Here is a 15,689-nt window from a genome sequence, read left to right as displayed (position 1 = left end):
CTCTTTGGTTCCACAGGTATTCGCGGGTGAGTGAGCGCTGACTGAAGATCAGCCGACGACGGTGTTGTGTTCCCGCTTCGCCTGGCCGTGGCAGGAGGCCAGTCGGGCCAGCAGATGATCGAGCTGCTCGGCACTCTGGCTCTGCACCAGGCCGATGCTGACGGTCACCGGGCGCTGGGGCAGCAGGCTGGCGTCGGCGATTTCGAGGCGCAGCCGCTCGGCGATCTCCAGCCCGCTCAGGCGATCGGTCTGGGACAGCATCAGGATGAAGCCGTCCTCGTCCCAGCGGGCGAAGGGATCTTCCCGCCGCAGCTCGCGGCGCACGATACGGGCCAGCTTGGCCAGCATGGCGTCGCAGGCGGCCTCCCCGAACAGCTGCAGGATCTTGCTGCGGTGATCCACGCTGAATTGCAGCAGACAGAAGCTGCCGCTCTCGCTGGCCAGCCGCTCGTCCAGCAGCATCTCGAAGTGGCTGCGACTCTCGAGGCCGGTGAGGGGATCCGTGTCATGGCGATCGTCCAGGGGCGGCATGGCCGCATCCAGATGGCGCACCACTCCCAGCAACTGCCCCCGCTCGTCGCGACGAACCCGCTCCTCCAGCCGAATGTAATGGCCCTGATGGTGCAGGATGCGGTATTCGAGCCGCAGCCCGCTGCTGCGTCCCTCCTGACAGGCCTCCAGGGCCTCGGCCAGGCGGGGGGCATCGTCCGGGTGCACCCGGTCCAGCCAGCCGAGATCATCCAGCTCGCTTGCCTCCAGCCCCAGCAGCTGCAGGCAAGAGGGATCGCGCCTCAGGCCGCGCTCGGCCGACCAGGTCCAGATCCCGGCCTCCAACATCGCCATGGCTTGTGCCATCAGCGTCACCTCAAGGGGAGTGGTGACCTCAACCCTGGGAGTCTCATACCTTTCCATCACGCGCCTCGACACCGGATCCGAATATCTGACCAATCAAACACTCTCAATAAGTAACATTGGCACTGGCGCCGAGCAACCGCGCCAGCACCACTTCCTCACCCCTCCAGGCCCTCATAGTCCGTTATCAGAGCCTGCCAACCTCCAGACACTAAGTGGAGGTCGGGCTCAGTCCGTCTTGTCCTGATAGCCCTTTATCAGTGCCTGCCAGCCTCCAGACACGAAGTGGAGACCGGGTTCAGTCCGTCTTGTCCTGATAGCCATTCATCAGTTCATGCCAGTTCTCCGGCACGAAGTGGAAACTGGTATGCAGCTGGGACTCCTTGTTGAAGGAGCGCAGCAACCGCTCCAGATTGGCCTGCTGCCAGCTGCCTGGGGAGCGGATCGCCCCCTTGTCGAAGTCGATCACCCACACCTTGCCCTCCTTGTCGAGCAGCAGGTTGTGGCTGTTGAGATCCGCGTGATAGACGCCGGCATCGTGCAGCTGGCGCACCGTCTTGCCTATCTTGTGCCAGACCTCACCGGCGATCGGCCCCTGCTTGAGCAGGGCCACCAGATCCTTGGCACCGCGGATGCGCTCGATCAGGATGTCGGCCCGATAGAAGGGCCCCTGTTTGACCATGCGCGCCGCGAACGGGCGCGGCACCGGCAGTCCCTGCTCGCTCAGGGTGGCCAGCAGGCGGTACTCGGCCATGGCCCGGCTCGACTCAACCCCTTCGAACCAGAAGCGATCCCGCACCAGCTTGCCCACCATGCCACCACGGTAGTAGTGGCGCAGCACCAGGTGGCGCGACTCATCCTTCACGAACCAGGTCACTCCGCGGCCGATGGAGGAACCCACCACCTGACGATGGGTCTGCCACCAGGCCGGATCGAACAGGGAGGGGGAAGGATCGCGGAAGGCACCGTCGGCATACCAGCAGATCTGGTTGTGGGTGGTCTGTGTCAGCATCATGAGAATTCCGGTCGATAGTGGGATGCAGGGCCCCCCTTCAGGGGACTGTGCCGGTCGGGCAGCTGGCGCAATTTTACAATCCGCAGGGGAGTTTGCATAATGCCATCCATCCATTTTGCCATCGTTGCGCCACATCATGCCGCTGTTCCAAACGCCGCCCTCCTCCATCTGCATCCTGCGGCTCTCCGCCATCGGGGATTGCTGCCACGCGCTGGCGCTGGTGCGCGTCATCCAGCGGGCGTGGCCAGAGACCCGCATCACCTGGATCACCGGCAAGATAGAGGCAACGCTGTTTGCCGATCTGCCCGGCGTCGAGGTCATCCCCTTCGACAAGAGCAAGGGCTGGCGTGGCTATCGCGATCTCTGGCGCACCCTAAAGGGACGCAGGTTCGATGCACTGCTCCATCTGCAGGCGGCCCTGCGAGCCAGCATCGCGACCCTAGGCATCAAGGCCAAAGTCAAACTCGGCTTCGACAAGGAGCGGGCCAACGACGGCCAGTGGCTGTTCACCAACCATAAAGTACCGTCCCCAGCCTCCCCCCACGTGCTGGACGGCTTTCTCGCCTTTGCCAAAGAGCTCGGCATCGAAGATCTGACCCCGGACTGGCAGCTCCCCCTTAGCGCCGAGCACCAGGTCTGGGCCAGGGAGACGATCGGCGGCAAACCGACCCTGCTCATCTGCGCCGCCGCGAGCAAACCCTTCAAGAACTGGACCGCCGAAGGCTATGCCGCCCTGGCGGATCACGCGGCCGGCAAGGGCTTTCAGGTCTATCTGTGCGGCGGCCCGGCCAGGCTGGAGCGGGATCTCGCCGCCGACATCCAGCGCCTGAGCCGCAGCAAACCGGTGGATCTGGTGGGGCAGACCAACCTCAAGCAGCTGCTGGCGCTGATCAGCGAAGCCAGCCTGGTGCTGGCCCCGGATACCGGCCCGGCCCACATGGCCACCCTGGTGGGGACACCGGTGATCGGCCTCTACGCCCACCACAACCCGGCGCGCACCGGCCCCTACCTGTGCCGCGATTACCTGGTCAGCGTCTATCAGGAACTGATCGAGCTGGAGACCGGCAAGCCGCTGGCCGAGCTCGACTGGCGTACCCGCCTCCAGGATCCGGACGCCATGAGCAAGATAACCCGCGAGAGCGTCATCGCCGCTTTCGACCGCCTCTGCGCCGCTCGCCATCTCCTGCCCGCCCGGGGCAACTCGGAAATTCCGAGCCCTGAGGCAGGGATAATCTGATGGCCCTCCCCCGGCACCGGAGGCAGAATGGCGGCCAATGTGGGTAACGCTCCCGCAGCAAGCTACGAATATTTTGATCGGCTGGAATATGATTCCGGCCGTTTTTTTATCCGCCCCCATCTGCTAACATTCGCCGCCTTTACATCCTCCTGGCTCTGATTCTTCCGCGTATTGCGAGCAACCGTCTCCCTGTCGGGCACAAGACGGCGGCCTCTGCTACAACCAAAGCGCGGCTCATCGTTTAAAGGTACAGACATGGCGCAACAAGGCACTCTCTACATCATCTCCTCCCCGAGCGGGGCAGGTAAGTCCAGCCTGCTCAACGCCTTGCTGACCAAACACAACAGCGCAGGCAAGATGCAGCTGTCGGTCTCCCACACCACCCGCGCCAGCCGTCCCGGCGAACAGCACGGGGTGCACTACCACTTCGTGCAGGTGGAGACCTTCAAGGAGCTGATCGAGCGCGGCGACTTTCTGGAGTGGGCCGAGGTGTTCGGCAACTACTACGGCACCTCCCGCGCCGCCATCGAGGCCTGCCTGGCTCAGGGGATCGACGTCTTCCTCGACATCGACTGGCAGGGGGCCCGCCAGATCCGCGAACTGATGCCGACCAAGTCCATCTTCATCCTGCCCCCCAGCCGCGAGGAGCTGGAGCGCCGCCTGATCGGCCGTGGCCAGGACAGTGCCGAGGTGATCAGGGGCCGGATGGAGAAAGCCATTGCCGAAATGGTGCACTATGACGAATATGACTATGTCATCATCAATGAAGACTTTGAGCAGGCACTGTTCCAGCTCAGGGCCATCATAGAGTGCCAACGCCTGGAATTGCGCCAGCAACAGCAGGCCCAGCAAAACTTGCTGAAACAGCTACTGGCAGAGTAAGCCAAAAACAAGTAAACTTTTGCGTCATTTTTAAACACCGCTTTTTCAATCACAGAAAGCCCAAACACTGGAGTCCCGCATGGCCCGCGTTACTGTAGAAGATGCTGTAAAACAGGTAGGTAACCGTTTTGACCTGGTGCTGGTCGCCGCGCGCCGCGCCCGTCAAATCGCGGTACAAGGCAAGGATCCCCTGGTCGACGAAGAGAACGACAAGCCGACCGTGATCGCCCTGCGCGAGATCGAACTGGGTCTGGTCAACAACCAGGTGATGGATACCCAGGACCGTTATGAGCAGCAAGAGCAGGAAGCCGCCGAGCTGGCTGCCGTTGCCGCCATCGCCGAAGGTCGCGGCTAAGTCAGTCGTTTCCCATAGTCGGCGCCCGCCCGGGTGCCGGCTGTTATCCCCATTTACAACCGCTCGAAAACCTCGCAAACTCGAGGGCATACCCTCAATTTCACGGATTGCCGTTTAACCGCTGCGGGGACTGTCTTGTATTTATTTGAAAACCTTAAAGAAATAGCCAGTTCCTACCTGCCACCCGAGCAGGTTGAGAAGCTCAGGCAAGCCTATGTGGTAGCCCGCGACGCTCACCAGGGACAGATGCGTTCCAGCGGTGAACCCTACATCACCCACCCCGTTGCCGTGGCCCGCATCCTGGGCGACATGCGCCTCGATCACGAAACCCTGATGGCCGCCGTGCTGCACGACGTCATCGAAGATACCCCTGTCACCAAGGACGACCTGGCCGAGCTGTTTGGCAACGCGGTCGCCGAACTGGTGTCCGGCGTCTCCAAGCTCGACAAGCTGAAGTTCCGCGATCGCAAGGAAGCCCAGGTCGAGAACTTCCGCAAGATGATGATGGCCATGACCCAGGACATCCGGGTCATCCTGATCAAGCTCGCCGACCGCACCCACAACATGCGCACCCTGGGCTCATTGCGTCCGGACAAGCGCCGCCGCATCGCCCGCGAGACCCTCGAGATCTTCGCGCCCATCGCCAACCGCCTCGGCATCCACACCATGAAGAACGAGCTGGAAGAGCTCGGCTTCGAAGCGCTCTATCCCATGCGCTCCCGCGTGCTGCGGGAATCGGTGCGCCGCGCCCGCGGCAACCGCCGCGAGATCATCGACTCCATCCAGAGCGAGATTGAGGGGCGTCTGCGGGAAGCCGGTATCGATGCCCAGGTGAGTGGACGCGAGAAGAACCTGTTCTCCATCTACAACAAGATGGAGAAGAAGGAGCTGCAATTCCACGAAGTGATGGATATCTATGCTTTCAGAGTGAGAGTGAAAGACATAGACACCTGCTACCGGGTGCTTGGGCAGATGCACAGCCTCTACAAGCCGCGCCCCGGTCGCTTCAAGGATTACATCGCCATCCCCAAGACCAACGGCTACCAGTCCCTGCACACCTCCCTAGTGGGGCCGCACGGTGTGCCGGTGGAGGTGCAGATCCGCACCGAGTTCATGGACCAGATGGCCGACAAGGGGGTCGCCGCCCACTGGGCCTACAAGCAGGATGGCGACAGCTCGGGCACCACGGCGCAGATCCGCGCCCAGCGCTGGATGCAGAGCCTGCTGGAGCTGCAGCAGAGTGCCGGCAGCTCTTTCGAATTCATCGAGGGGGTCAAGACCGACCTGTTCCCGGACGAGATCTATGTGTTTACCCCGGAGGGCCGCATCATGGAGCTGCCCGCCGGCGCCACCCCGGTGGACTTCGCCTACACGGTACACACCGACATCGGTCACGCCTGCGTCGGCTCCCGGGTCGACCGCCACCCCTACCCGCTCAGCAGCCCGCTGCACTCGGGTCAGACGGTGGAAATCATCACGGCGCCGGGTGCCCGCCCCAACGCGGCCTGGCTCAACTTCGTGGTGACCACCAAAGCGCGCTCCAAGATCCGTCAGTTCCTCAAGAACCTGCGCACCGAGGAGTCGGTAGTGCTGGGCCGCCGCCTGCTGAACCACGCGCTCGGCGCCAAGAACATCGAAGACATCCCGGAAGCCCGCGTCAAGCAGGTGCTGGCCGACACCAAACACGAGAACCTGCAGGGGCTGCTGGCCGACGTGGGCCTTGGCAACGCCATGAGCGTCATGGTGGCGCGCCGCATGCTGGGAGATGAACTGCCGCCGGAAGAGCAGCCCAAATCCACCAGCAAGAAGATGCCGATCAAGGGGGCCGACGGCATGCTGGTCACCTTCGCGAACTGCTGCCGCCCCATTCCGGGGGATGCCATCATCGCCCACATCAGCCCGGGCAAGGGCCTGGTGATCCACCAGGAGTCCTGCCGCAACATCAAGGGCTACAGCCGCGAACCGGACAAGTACCTGCCGGTACAGTGGGAAGTCGACAAGGAGCAGGAACAGGAGTTCCGCACCGGCATCAGCATCGAGATCGTCAACCACCAGGGCGCCCTGGCGGAGCTGGCCAACGTGATTGCCGCCACTGGCGCCAACATCCACGCCATCAGCACCGAGGAGAAGGATGGCCGGGTCTATGTGGTCACCCTGCTCATCACCACCAAGAGCCGGATCCACCTTGCCAACATCATGCGCAAGATCCGGGTGATGCCGAACGTGCTCAGGGTGAGCCGACAGAAGAACTGAACACAGGCGGCGCAAGCCGCCTGCTGCTTTTCAAGAGATACCCATGGCCCCATGCGGCAGGCCACCAGCCTTGTTGCGTGGACCAGCCTCACGACATAGAAACCGACATGACTCCTGAACGCTTCAAACGCATTTCCGACATGCTGGCCCAACGCCAGCTCGACCTGACCGTCTGCATGGAAGAGGTCCACAAGCCGCACAACCTGGCCGCCATCGTGCGTACCGCCGACGCCATCGGCATCCACCGGGTGCACGCGGTCTGGCCCAAGAGCTGGATCCACAAGCGCAAGGGCACCGCCCGCGGCAGCCAGAACTGGGTGGACGTGAAGCTGCATCCGGACATCGGCAGCGCGGTGGCCGAACTCAAAGCCTCCGGCATGCAGATCCTGGCGACTCACCTCTCCGACAGCTCGGTGGACTTTCGCGCCATCGACTACACCAGGCCCACCGCCATCCTGGTGGGCCAGGAGAAGCACGGCATCGGAGAAGAGGCGCTGGCCCTGGCCGATCACCATATCGTCATCCCCATGGTGGGCATGGTGCAGTCCCTCAACGTCTCGGTGGCCGCCGCCGCCATCCTCTATGAGGCCCAGCGCCAGCGCGAACAGGCCGGCTGCTACCAGCGCGGCTGTCCGCTCAGTTTGGAAGAGCAGAACACCATCTTGTTCGAGGGGGGCTATCCCGTCTATGCCCAGCTCTGCAAGGAGAAAGAGATGCCCTACCCCCAGCTCGGCCCGGCCGGCGAAATCCTGGCGGACGAGCGCTGGTGGCAGCAGATGCAGCTGACCCGCAAGGGGTGGGCCGCGCAACAGGAAGAGACGATGGAGATGGTGTATCCCGACGATGAAAATTAACTGCCTGCCCTTGCTGGCCCTGACCCTGTTTTCTGCCGGAGCCCTTGCCGTGAACCATGCCGTCCCCCTCACCACAGAGCACGAGGTCCCCGCCCTCTATCAGCAGACCCTGCCCGACTTCTGGCGCCAGCACGCCGTCGAGGGGGCCTTCAAGGGCAAGGACGGGATCACCATCCGCTACGCCGCCCTGCGCCAGGCCAAGGTGGACAGAGCCATCCTCATCGTCAACGGCCGGGTCGAGAGCTATCTCAAGTACCAGGAGCTGGCCTGGGATCTGTGGCGCCAGGGCTACAGCCTCTACCTCATCGATCACCGCGGCCAGGGGCTCTCCGGCCGGATGCTGGCGGACCCCGAGAAGGGGTATGTCGACCAGTTCGACGATTATGTGGTGGATCTCAAGCAGTTCCATGACGAGGTGATCGCGCAGGACAAGCCCGCCAAGCTGTTCCTGCTGGCCCACTCCATGGGTGGCGCCATCTCGGCCCGCTATCTGGAGCGCTGGCCTGATGACATCCAGGCGGCGGTGCTCTCCTCCCCCATGATGGGCATCAATCTGGGCGGCCTGCCCAAGTGGCTGGCCAAGGGGCTGGCGGCCACCATGGGCAGGGTCGGTGGCTGGTTTGGCGAGGCCCCTTATGGTCCTGGCCAGGGGCCTTACGAGGATCACGGCTTTGCCGACAACGAGCTGACCCACAGCGAGACACGCTATCAGGCCTTCCGGCAGGTCTATGCGCAGCATCCGCAGATCCGGCTGGGGGGGGCCACCGCCCACTGGATCCACCAGGGCATCGCCGGCTCCGATGCCGCCGTGGCCGACGCGGGCGCCATCAAGACGCCGCTGCTGGTGCTGCAGGCCGGCGACGACAGCGTGGTGGACAACGCGGCGCAGGATGCCTTCTGTGCCAACGCCCGTTGCGAAGGGGGCAAGCCGCTTCGCATCGAGGGGGCCTGGCACGAGCTCTTCATCGAGGCGGATCCCCAGCGCCAGGTCGCGCTCAACGCAACCCTGGCCTTCTTCGCACGCTACTAGCGGATGGTTATTTTTTGTACCCCTAAATAAATGGGGTCGCGGGTGCGGTTGCTGTACACTGCTCCCGCTTTCATTCGTAACCCCGAGGTGATGATGTATAAGGTCGTTGTATCCGATCTCGATGGTACCCTGCTCAACGGGCAGCACCAGATCTCCCCCCGTACCCGGGATACCCTGCACCGCCTGGTGGCACAGGGTGTCAAGTTCGTGGTGGCCACCGGCCGGCACCATGTGGACGTGCGCAGCATCCGCGACACCCTCGGACTCGATATCTATCTCATCACCTCCAACGGCGCCGTGGTGCACGACAAGCAGGATCAGCTGGTCTACAACCAGGCGCTGCCGAGCACGGTCGCGGCCGAGCTGATCGCGCTGGAGCGCGATCCTTCCATCCACATCAACGTCTACTACGGCGACGAGTGGCTGGTGGAAGAGGAGATGCCCTGGCTGCTGCAGTTCCATCACGACTCCGGCTTCAGCTACCGTCTGACCGATCTCGCCAGCCACCCGCTGGACAAGATCAACAAGGTGTTTTACATCGGCGACCACGAGAAGCTGCTGCTGATCGAGGCCGAACTCAACCAGCGTTACGGCGACCGGATCAACGTCACCTTCTCCCTGCCGGACTGTCTCGAGGTGATGCACGCCGGGGTGCACAAGGGCAATGCCGTGCGCGCCGTACTGGAGCAGCACGGGCTGGAGATGTCCCAGGCGGTGGCCTTCGGCGATGGCATGAACGACTTCGAGATGCTGAGCATGGTGGGCCGCGGTGTGGTGATGGGCAACGCCCACGATCGCCTCAAGCTGGCCCTGGCACACCACGAGCAGACCCTCACTTCCGATGAAGACGGCGTCGCCGTCTATCTGGAGCAGCTGTTCGCACTGACCGGCGTCAACGTCGCCTGACCCCTTCCGCCATGGGCATCCCCTGCCCATGGCACCATCCTCTGCAACAACCTGCGCCTCAGCGGATGAGGCTTTTCAGATCCGGCAGTGCCATCACTCCCTCTTCCGACTGCCACGCGAAACTCTGGTTGGCGCCGCCGTAACATTCGGCCAGTCGCAGCGGGGTTCCCGGCTGGTGGCGACGTCCAGCCACGTCCAGGCAGAGGCCGGTCTTGCGGTTGAACAGGCGATCCCCCTGCCACTGCCATTGGCGGCTCTCATCTCCACACTCGGCCATGGCCAGCTCTCCCTCCCCTCTGGCGACCAGGCAACGCTGCGCCAGTTGCAGGGCGCCGGCATCCCAGCTGAATTGCTGGCGGACACTCAGGTCACAAGGCTGGGTGATCAGCCGATCCCGGGCATCCATGGCCACGCAGAAGCCCCCGTCTGTCACCAGCGCCGAGGGAGGGGGGGCGCTCTGCATGGGGGCGGCCCCCATCAGGAGCTCGTCGGGTTGCGGCTTGTAGGCGCAGCCACCGAGGGCCACGACAGCCAGCGCCAGGGCGTTGGCGCGAACAGTGTTAGGGGACATAGGGCATGCTGGCCTGCAGTGTGTTCGATCACGAATGCCCGCGGATAGCGGGTCAGCCCCAGCATACCCGAAGCCTGGACGGGAAAGAGCCAACTGAAGTGTAAACAGACGTGACAGAGCGGAAAGGCCGCCAGAGGACAGAAAGCAAAAAACCCCGCATGGCGGGGTTCTTCAGAATGTGGTCGGTGATAAAGGATTCGAACCTTTGACCCTCTGGTCCCAAACCAGATGCGCTACCGGGCTGCGCTAATCACCGAAACTATTTTGATTTTACAAAAAACAAAGACGACCCTGTGGTCATCCTCGTTATACAGCAAGTATGGTGCGAAGAGAGGGACTCGAACCCTCACACCCGGGGGGCACTAACACCTGAAGCTAGCGCGTCTACCAATTCCGCCACCTTCGCATACCTGACAAGCTGTAAAATGGGGTGGCTGATGGGGCTCGAACCCACGACAACCGGAATCACAATCCGGGACTCTACCAACTGAGCTACAGCCACCACAGCTGTTTTTCGTTCTTCAACACGCCCGTTTAACCGGCGCACGTTGTATGGTGCGCCCGACAGGATTCGAACCTGTGACCTCTGCCTCCGGAGGGCAGCGCTCTATCCAGCTGAGCTACGGGCGCTACGCTGTCGAACGGGGCGCATTATTGATGATGGCGCTCACCTTGTCCACTCTTTTTTTGACACAAAGAATCAAGTGACTGTTTTTCAATCACTTTCGGCCCTTTTCAAGTATTTTTGTTTTGTTCAGCCTGGATCCAGCTTTACCCGCTACTTTTGACTCCCCTCATACAGCCACCATACAGCGATCGATGACGGGCAGAGTCTTGACTTGCCTCACGACCCACCTAGAATGAATGAACGTTCATTCAGTCATTGATTTCTGATAACCATGGATAAGAAAGAACGCATTTTTGAAGCGGCTCACGAGATCCTCGGCGAGCAAGGCTTCTACGGCCTTTCCATTGCCGTGGTCGCCAAGAAAGCCAAGGTGGCGGCAGGGACCATCTATCGCTACTTCAGCGACAAGGATGATCTGATCCGCCAGCTCTATCAGCACACTATTCTCAAATGTCATCCCCTGGTCATGGAGGGCGTGCAGATAGAGGAGGTGTCATACCGGCAGTATCGCCGCCTCTGGCTCAACATAGATGCCATCTTTACCAGCTACCCCAATGCACTCAAGTGCAAATTGCAGTACGAAAGTTCTCCATTGGGGGCTGAATTGGAGCGGGATCCGGTCATAATGGCGACGTGGGCGCCACTTGAGCGCTTCTTCGAGCAGGGACGCCAGCAGGGACTCTTCATCGACCTCCCCGTCCTGGTGTTGCAGGCATTGAGTCTGGATTGCGTGGCCAACCTGGCACAGCAACGCCGGGTTCACGATTTCGAATTGACGCAGGAACAGCTGGAGACGGTCATCCGGGCCAGCTGGAATGCCATTTTAAACCCTAATGTTTCCATCACAGGAGCCTGTTCATGAAAAAGTGGATGGCCGTCATGCTGCTGATAGCACTCGCCCTGTTTGGCAGTGTCATCGGTTTCAATATGTTCAAACAGAAGAAGATCGCAGAGTTCATGGCCAATCGTCCCGAGCCTGAGTTCCCGGTCACCGCCATGGTCACCAAGGCCCAGGACTGGGTCCCCACCATAGAGGCGATCGGCTTCATCGAGCCGAATCAGGGGGTCACCCTCTCCAGCGAGCTGTCAGGCACCATCGACGCCATCCGGTTTGAATCCGGGGCGCACGTCAAGGCGGATCAGCTGCTGCTGAGCCTGGACTCCAGCGTGGAAAAGGCCAACCTGAACTCTTCCCAGGCCAGACTACCGGCGGCCCGGGCCAAGTTCGAGCGCTACAAGAACCTGTACCAGAAGAACTCCATCTCCCGGGACCAGCTGGATGATGCCGAGGCGAGCTACCGCTCCCTGGAGGCGGACATCGACAGCCTGAAGGCCACCATAGCCCGTCGCGAAGTGCGCGCCCCCTTCAGCGGCGCCGTGGGCCTGCGCAACGTCTTCCTCGGCCAGTACCTGGAGCCGGGAACCGAGATAGTGCGGCTGGAAGACACCAGCGTGATGCGCCTGCGCTTCACCGTGCCCCAGACCGACATCTCCAGGATTACCCTGGGCCAGACCATCAAGATCAACGTGGATGCCTATCCCCAGACCCAGTTTGACGGCCAGATCACCGCCATCGAACCTGCGGTCAACTACCAGAGCGGCCTGGTCCAGGTGCAGGCGGACATCCCGAACAACGAGGGTCAGCTCCGCTCCGGCATGTTCGCCCGCGCCAGCATCATACTGCCCACGGTGAAGGATCAGATCGTGATCCCGCAATCCGCCATCTCCTTCACCCTCTATGGCGAGAACGTCTACGTCATTCACGAGGTGGACGGCGTGAAACGCGCCAAGCAGGTAGTGGTCAAGGCGGGTGAGCGCCGTGGCAACGACGTCCATGTGCTCTCCGGCATCAAGGCCGGCGATCAAATCGTGCTGTCGGGCCAGGTTCGCCTGAGCAACGACACCAAGGTACGCGTGGTCGAGAACGATGCCCTCGCCGTCCCGGCACAAACCCCGATGCTGTAAACGCGGAGATCTGCGATGCGATTTACCGACATATTCATAAAACGGCCGGTGCTGGCGATCTCGCTCAGCTTCCTGATAGCCCTGCTGGGCTTCCAGGCCATCTTCAAGATGCAGGTGCGGGAATACCCCGAGGTCACCAACACGGTGATCACGGTCACCACCAGCTACTACGGCGCCAGTTCTGACCTGATCCAGGGCTTCATCACCCAGCCGCTGGAGCAGGCGGTCGCACAAGCCGACAACATCGACTTCATGACCTCCTCGAGCCAGCTGGGCAGCTCCACGGTAACGGCCTACATGAAGCTGAACACCGACCCCAATGCCGCGCTGTCCGACATCCTGGCCAAGGTCAACTCGGTGCGTTCCCAGTTGCCCAAAGAGGCGGAAGACCCCTCGGTCACCTCCTCCACCGGCTCCACCACGGCGGTGCTCTACATGGGCTTCACCAGCCCTGAGCTCAACTCCAGCCAGATCACCGACTACCTGGAACGGGTCATCAAGCCCCAGCTGTTTACCGTGGGCGGGGTCTCCAAGGTGGATCTGTACGGCGGGGTCGAGTTCGCCCTGCGGGTGTGGCTGGATCCGGCCAAGATGGCCGCCTTTGACCTGACCTCCAGCGACGTGATGACGGTGCTCAACAGCAACAACTATCAGTCTGCCACCGGCCAGGCCACGGGTTACTTCACCCTGTTCAACGGCAACGCCGAAACCCAGGTCAGCAACATCGAGGAGCTCAAGCGCCTGGTGGTGGCGACCCGGGACAGCAAGGTGATCCGCCTCTCCGACATCGCCAAGGTGTCGCTGGAGAAGAGCCACGACATCTATCGCGCCAGCGCCAACGGCCGCGAGGCCGTGGTACTGGCCATCAACGCGGCCCCGACCGCCAACCCCATCAACATCGCCCACGATGTGCTGGAGCTGCTGCCGAGCCTGAAGAGCAACATGCCGAGCACCATGCAGGTGAACGTCCTGTATGACTCCACCATCGCCATCAACGAGTCCATCCACGAGGTCATCAAGACCATACTGGAGGCGGCCGCCATAGTGCTGGTGGTGATCACCCTGTTCCTGGGTTCGTTCCGGGCGGTCATCATCCCCATCATCACCATACCGCTGAGCCTCATCGGGGTGGTGATGATGATGGACATGTTCGGCTTCTCGATAAACCTGATGACCCTGCTGGCCATGGTGCTGGCGATCGGCCTGGTGGTGGATGACGCCATCGTGGTGCTGGAGAACGTCGACCGTCACATCAAGGAAGGGGAAGAGCCGTTCCGGGCCGCCATCATAGGCACCCGGGAGATCGCCGTGCCCGTCATCGCCATGACGGTCACCCTGGCCGCGGTGTACGCGCCCATCGCCCTGATGGGGGGCATCACAGGCTCCCTGTTCAAGGAGTTCGCGCTGACCCTGGCGGGGGCGGTCTTCGTCTCCGGCATCATCGCCCTGACCCTGTCGCCCATGATGTGCGCCAAGATGCTCAGGGCCAACGAGGAACCGGGCAAGTTCGAGCGTACCGTGCACGATCTGCTGGACCGGATGACGGCCCGCTACGACAGCATGCTGCATGCCGTGATGCAAAAGCGCATCGTGGTCATCCTGTTCGCCGTCATCGTGTTCGCCAGCCTGCCGCTGCTGTTCAAGTTCATCCCGAGCGAATTGGCACCGTCCGAGGACAAGGGGGTCATGGCCGTGCTGGGCACGGCCCCCTCCAACGCCAACCTGGACTACATCGAAAACACCATGGCGGACGTGAACAAGATCCTGGACGACCAGCCCGAGATCGCCTACTCCCAGGTCTTCTCCGGGGTGTTCAACGCCAACCAGGCCTTCGGCATCGCCTCCATGGTGCCCTGGAGCCAGCGTGAGGCGAGCCAGAAAGAGGTGCTGGATCGGGTCGCCGGTCTGGTGCAGGGCATCCCCGGGATGGCCATCACCACCTTCCAGTTCCCCGAGCTGCCGGGTGCGTCGAGCGGTCTGCCCATCCAGTTCGTCATCACCACCCCGAACAGCTTCGAGAGCCTGTTCCTGATCGCGGGTGAGATGCTGGCGGCCACCCAGGCCAACGGCCAGTTCGTCTATTCGGATCTCGATCTGAACTACGACTCGGCCACCATGAAGATCAGCATCGACAAGGACAAGGCGGGTGCCTACGGCATCACCATGCAGGACATCGGCATCACCATGGGCACCATGATGGCGGACGGTTACGTCAACCGTATCGATCTGGATGGCCGCTCCTACGAGGTGATCCCGCAGGTGGAACGCAAGTACCGCCTGAACCCCGAGTCCCTCAAGGGCTACTACGTGCGCGCCGCCGACGGCAAGTCGATCCCGCTGGGCAGCCTGATCAAGATTGAGGTGGTGGGCGAGCCCCGTGCCCTGCCCCACTTCAACCAGCTGAACTCCGCCACCATAGGCGCCGTTCCGGCCCCTGGCGTGGCCATGGGGGATGCGATCAACTGGTTCAAGGCCACCGCGGAAGAGAAGCTGCCCCAAGGCTATCGTTATGACTTCATGGGGGAAGCCCGCCAGTTCGTGACCGAAGGCAATGCGCTCTACGCCACCTTTGCCCTGGCCCTGGCCATCATCTTCCTGGTGCTGGCGATCCAGTTCGAATCGGTGCGCGATCCCCTGGTGATCATGGTGTCGGTGCCGCTCGCCATCAGCGGCGCGCTGATCGCCCTGGCATGGGGCATGGCCACCATGAACATCTACTCCCAGGTCGGTCTCATCACCCTGGTCGGTCTGATTACCAAGCACGGTATTCTGATCTGCGAGGTGGCGAAGGAGGAGCAGCTGCTGCACGGCCTGAACCGGATGCAGGCCGTGATGCAGGCCGCCAAGGTGCGTCTGCGCCCCATCCTGATGACCACGGCAGCCATGATCGCCGGTCTGATCCCCCTGCTCTATGCCTCGGGGGCGGGCGCGGCCCAGCGCTTCAGCATCGGCATCGTCATCGTGGCGGGGCTGGCCATCGGCACCCTGTTCACCCTGTTCGTGCTGCCGGTGATCTACACCTTCCTGGCCTCGGAGCACAAGCCGCTGCCGGAATTCGACGAGTCCATTCCGGCCAAGGCCAAGGGCGGTCACTGATCCCTGCCCACACAAATAAGGCCCCGAAAGGGGCCTTATTTTTAT

General features: G+C 62.2%; 13 protein-coding genes and 4 tRNA genes. 10 read left to right on the top strand and 7 right to left on the bottom strand.

Annotated features, from left to right (window positions below; genetic code table 11):
- Positions 1 to 48 precede the first annotated feature (48 nt).
- Together R2B70_RS00185 and R2B70_RS00180 are read right to left on the bottom strand one after the other, a co-directional pair.
- A complete protein-coding gene (locus R2B70_RS00185) occupies positions 49 to 912 on the bottom strand; it encodes a sensor domain-containing diguanylate cyclase (RefSeq protein WP_318162345.1) in 864 nt (287 codons plus the stop codon).
- 238 nt (positions 913 to 1,150) lie between these two features.
- Complete coding sequence (locus tag R2B70_RS00180) at positions 1,151 to 1,864, bottom strand: 3-deoxy-D-manno-octulosonic acid kinase (protein ID WP_209794827.1); 714 nt, start codon at positions 1,862 to 1,864, stop codon at positions 1,151 to 1,153.
- 127 nt (positions 1,865 to 1,991) lie between these two features.
- On the opposite strand from R2B70_RS00180, the gene R2B70_RS00175 reads away from it, so the two are divergent.
- From R2B70_RS00175 to R2B70_RS00145, 7 genes are all read left to right on the top strand, one after another.
- The gene (locus R2B70_RS00175; RefSeq protein ID WP_318163383.1) at positions 1,992 to 3,104 is read left to right on the top strand and encodes a glycosyltransferase family 9 protein; all 1,113 of its coding nucleotides are present in this window, start codon (positions 1,992 to 1,994) and stop codon (positions 3,102 to 3,104) included.
- A gap of 255 nt (positions 3,105 to 3,359) precedes the next feature.
- The gene (gene gmk / locus R2B70_RS00170; protein ID WP_042079041.1) at positions 3,360 to 3,986 is read left to right on the top strand and encodes a guanylate kinase; all 627 of its coding nucleotides are present in this window, start codon (positions 3,360 to 3,362) and stop codon (positions 3,984 to 3,986) included.
- Positions 3,987 to 4,065: 79 nt separating this feature from the next.
- The gene (rpoZ, locus tag R2B70_RS00165; protein WP_005307060.1) at positions 4,066 to 4,341 is read left to right on the top strand and encodes a DNA-directed RNA polymerase subunit omega; all 276 of its coding nucleotides are present in this window, start codon (positions 4,066 to 4,068) and stop codon (positions 4,339 to 4,341) included.
- A 135-nt stretch (positions 4,342 to 4,476) separates the two neighbouring features.
- A complete protein-coding gene (gene spoT, locus R2B70_RS00160; RefSeq protein ID WP_042079042.1) occupies positions 4,477 to 6,594 on the top strand; it encodes a bifunctional GTP diphosphokinase/guanosine-3',5'-bis pyrophosphate 3'-pyrophosphohydrolase in 2,118 nt (705 codons plus the stop codon).
- A gap of 107 nt (positions 6,595 to 6,701) precedes the next feature.
- Complete coding sequence (gene trmH / locus R2B70_RS00155; RefSeq protein ID WP_318162344.1) at positions 6,702 to 7,448, top strand: tRNA (guanosine(18)-2'-O)-methyltransferase TrmH; 747 nt, start codon at positions 6,702 to 6,704, stop codon at positions 7,446 to 7,448.
- A complete protein-coding gene (locus tag R2B70_RS00150; protein ID WP_318162343.1) occupies positions 7,438 to 8,478 on the top strand; it encodes an alpha/beta fold hydrolase in 1,041 nt (346 codons plus the stop codon). Before trmH ends, R2B70_RS00150 begins: the two co-directional genes overlap by 11 nt.
- A gap of 93 nt (positions 8,479 to 8,571) precedes the next feature.
- Positions 8,572 to 9,384, top strand: a complete 813-nt coding sequence (locus R2B70_RS00145) for a Cof-type HAD-IIB family hydrolase (protein ID WP_209794803.1) — start codon at positions 8,572 to 8,574, stop codon at positions 9,382 to 9,384.
- A 58-nt stretch (positions 9,385 to 9,442) separates the two neighbouring features.
- On the opposite strand, the gene R2B70_RS00140 is transcribed toward R2B70_RS00145, so the two are convergent.
- The 5 genes from R2B70_RS00140 to R2B70_RS00120 form a co-directional block, all read right to left on the bottom strand.
- Positions 9,443 to 9,955 carry an RICIN domain-containing protein gene (locus R2B70_RS00140; protein ID WP_318162342.1) on the bottom strand — a complete coding sequence of 171 codons (513 nt, stop codon included), beginning with the start codon at positions 9,953 to 9,955 and terminating at the stop codon, positions 9,443 to 9,445.
- A gap of 179 nt (positions 9,956 to 10,134) precedes the next feature.
- Positions 10,135 to 10,211, bottom strand: a tRNA-Pro gene (locus tag R2B70_RS00135).
- 64 nt (positions 10,212 to 10,275) lie between these two features.
- Positions 10,276 to 10,361 (bottom strand) — tRNA-Leu (locus tag R2B70_RS00130).
- Between the two features lie 20 nt (positions 10,362 to 10,381).
- Positions 10,382 to 10,457: transfer RNA gene (locus R2B70_RS00125), tRNA-His, on the bottom strand.
- 51 nt (positions 10,458 to 10,508) lie between these two features.
- Positions 10,509 to 10,585 (bottom strand) — tRNA-Arg (locus R2B70_RS00120).
- Positions 10,586 to 10,854: 269 nt separating this feature from the next.
- Here R2B70_RS00120 and R2B70_RS00115 point away from each other — a divergent pair.
- From R2B70_RS00115 to R2B70_RS00105, 3 genes are read left to right on the top strand one after another with little or no spacing between them, the layout of a single operon-like run.
- Positions 10,855 to 11,445: a TetR/AcrR family transcriptional regulator gene (locus R2B70_RS00115; protein WP_042079047.1), complete on the top strand. Its 591-nt coding sequence runs from the start codon at positions 10,855 to 10,857 to the stop codon at positions 11,443 to 11,445.
- The gene (locus R2B70_RS00110) at positions 11,442 to 12,548 is read left to right on the top strand and encodes an efflux RND transporter periplasmic adaptor subunit (protein WP_042079048.1); all 1,107 of its coding nucleotides are present in this window, start codon (positions 11,442 to 11,444) and stop codon (positions 12,546 to 12,548) included. The genes R2B70_RS00115 and R2B70_RS00110 overlap by 4 nt, the downstream gene beginning before the upstream one ends.
- 15 nt (positions 12,549 to 12,563) lie before the next feature.
- On the top strand, positions 12,564 to 15,644 hold the full coding sequence (locus R2B70_RS00105) for a multidrug efflux RND transporter permease subunit (RefSeq protein WP_042079049.1): 3,081 nt from the start codon (positions 12,564 to 12,566) through the stop codon (positions 15,642 to 15,644).
- Positions 15,645 to 15,689 lie beyond the last annotated feature (45 nt).

It is taken from the genome of Aeromonas sp. XH (assembly GCF_033348475.1).
GTDB classification, from domain to species: domain Bacteria; phylum Pseudomonadota; class Gammaproteobacteria; order Enterobacterales; family Aeromonadaceae; genus Aeromonas; species Aeromonas sanarellii.
The sequence above is the reverse complement of the archived record's forward strand: the minus strand, read 5'-3'. Positions and strand labels throughout refer to the sequence as shown.

Excerpts from the sequence above, each read along its gene's own strand:
- R2B70_RS00185 (WP_318162345.1), bottom strand. The coding sequence starts at position 912 with ATGGAAAGGTATGAGACTCCCAGGGTTGAGGTCACCACTCCCCTTGAG.
- R2B70_RS00180 (WP_209794827.1), bottom strand. The coding sequence starts at position 1,864 with ATGCTGACACAGACCACCCACAACCAGATCTGCTGGTATGCCGACGGT.
- gmk (WP_042079041.1), top strand. The coding sequence starts at position 3,360 with ATGGCGCAACAAGGCACTCTCTACATCATCTCCTCCCCGAGCGGGGCA.
- rpoZ (WP_005307060.1), top strand. The coding sequence starts at position 4,066 with ATGGCCCGCGTTACTGTAGAAGATGCTGTAAAACAGGTAGGTAACCGT.
- trmH (WP_318162344.1), top strand. The coding sequence starts at position 6,702 with ATGACTCCTGAACGCTTCAAACGCATTTCCGACATGCTGGCCCAACGC.
- R2B70_RS00150 (WP_318162343.1), top strand. The coding sequence starts at position 7,438 with ATGAAAATTAACTGCCTGCCCTTGCTGGCCCTGACCCTGTTTTCTGCC.
- R2B70_RS00145 (WP_209794803.1), top strand. The coding sequence starts at position 8,572 with ATGTATAAGGTCGTTGTATCCGATCTCGATGGTACCCTGCTCAACGGG.
- R2B70_RS00140 (WP_318162342.1), bottom strand. The coding sequence starts at position 9,955 with ATGTCCCCTAACACTGTTCGCGCCAACGCCCTGGCGCTGGCTGTCGTG.
- R2B70_RS00115 (WP_042079047.1), top strand. The coding sequence starts at position 10,855 with ATGGATAAGAAAGAACGCATTTTTGAAGCGGCTCACGAGATCCTCGGC.
- R2B70_RS00110 (WP_042079048.1), top strand. The coding sequence starts at position 11,442 with ATGAAAAAGTGGATGGCCGTCATGCTGCTGATAGCACTCGCCCTGTTT.
- R2B70_RS00105 (WP_042079049.1), top strand. The coding sequence starts at position 12,564 with ATGCGATTTACCGACATATTCATAAAACGGCCGGTGCTGGCGATCTCG.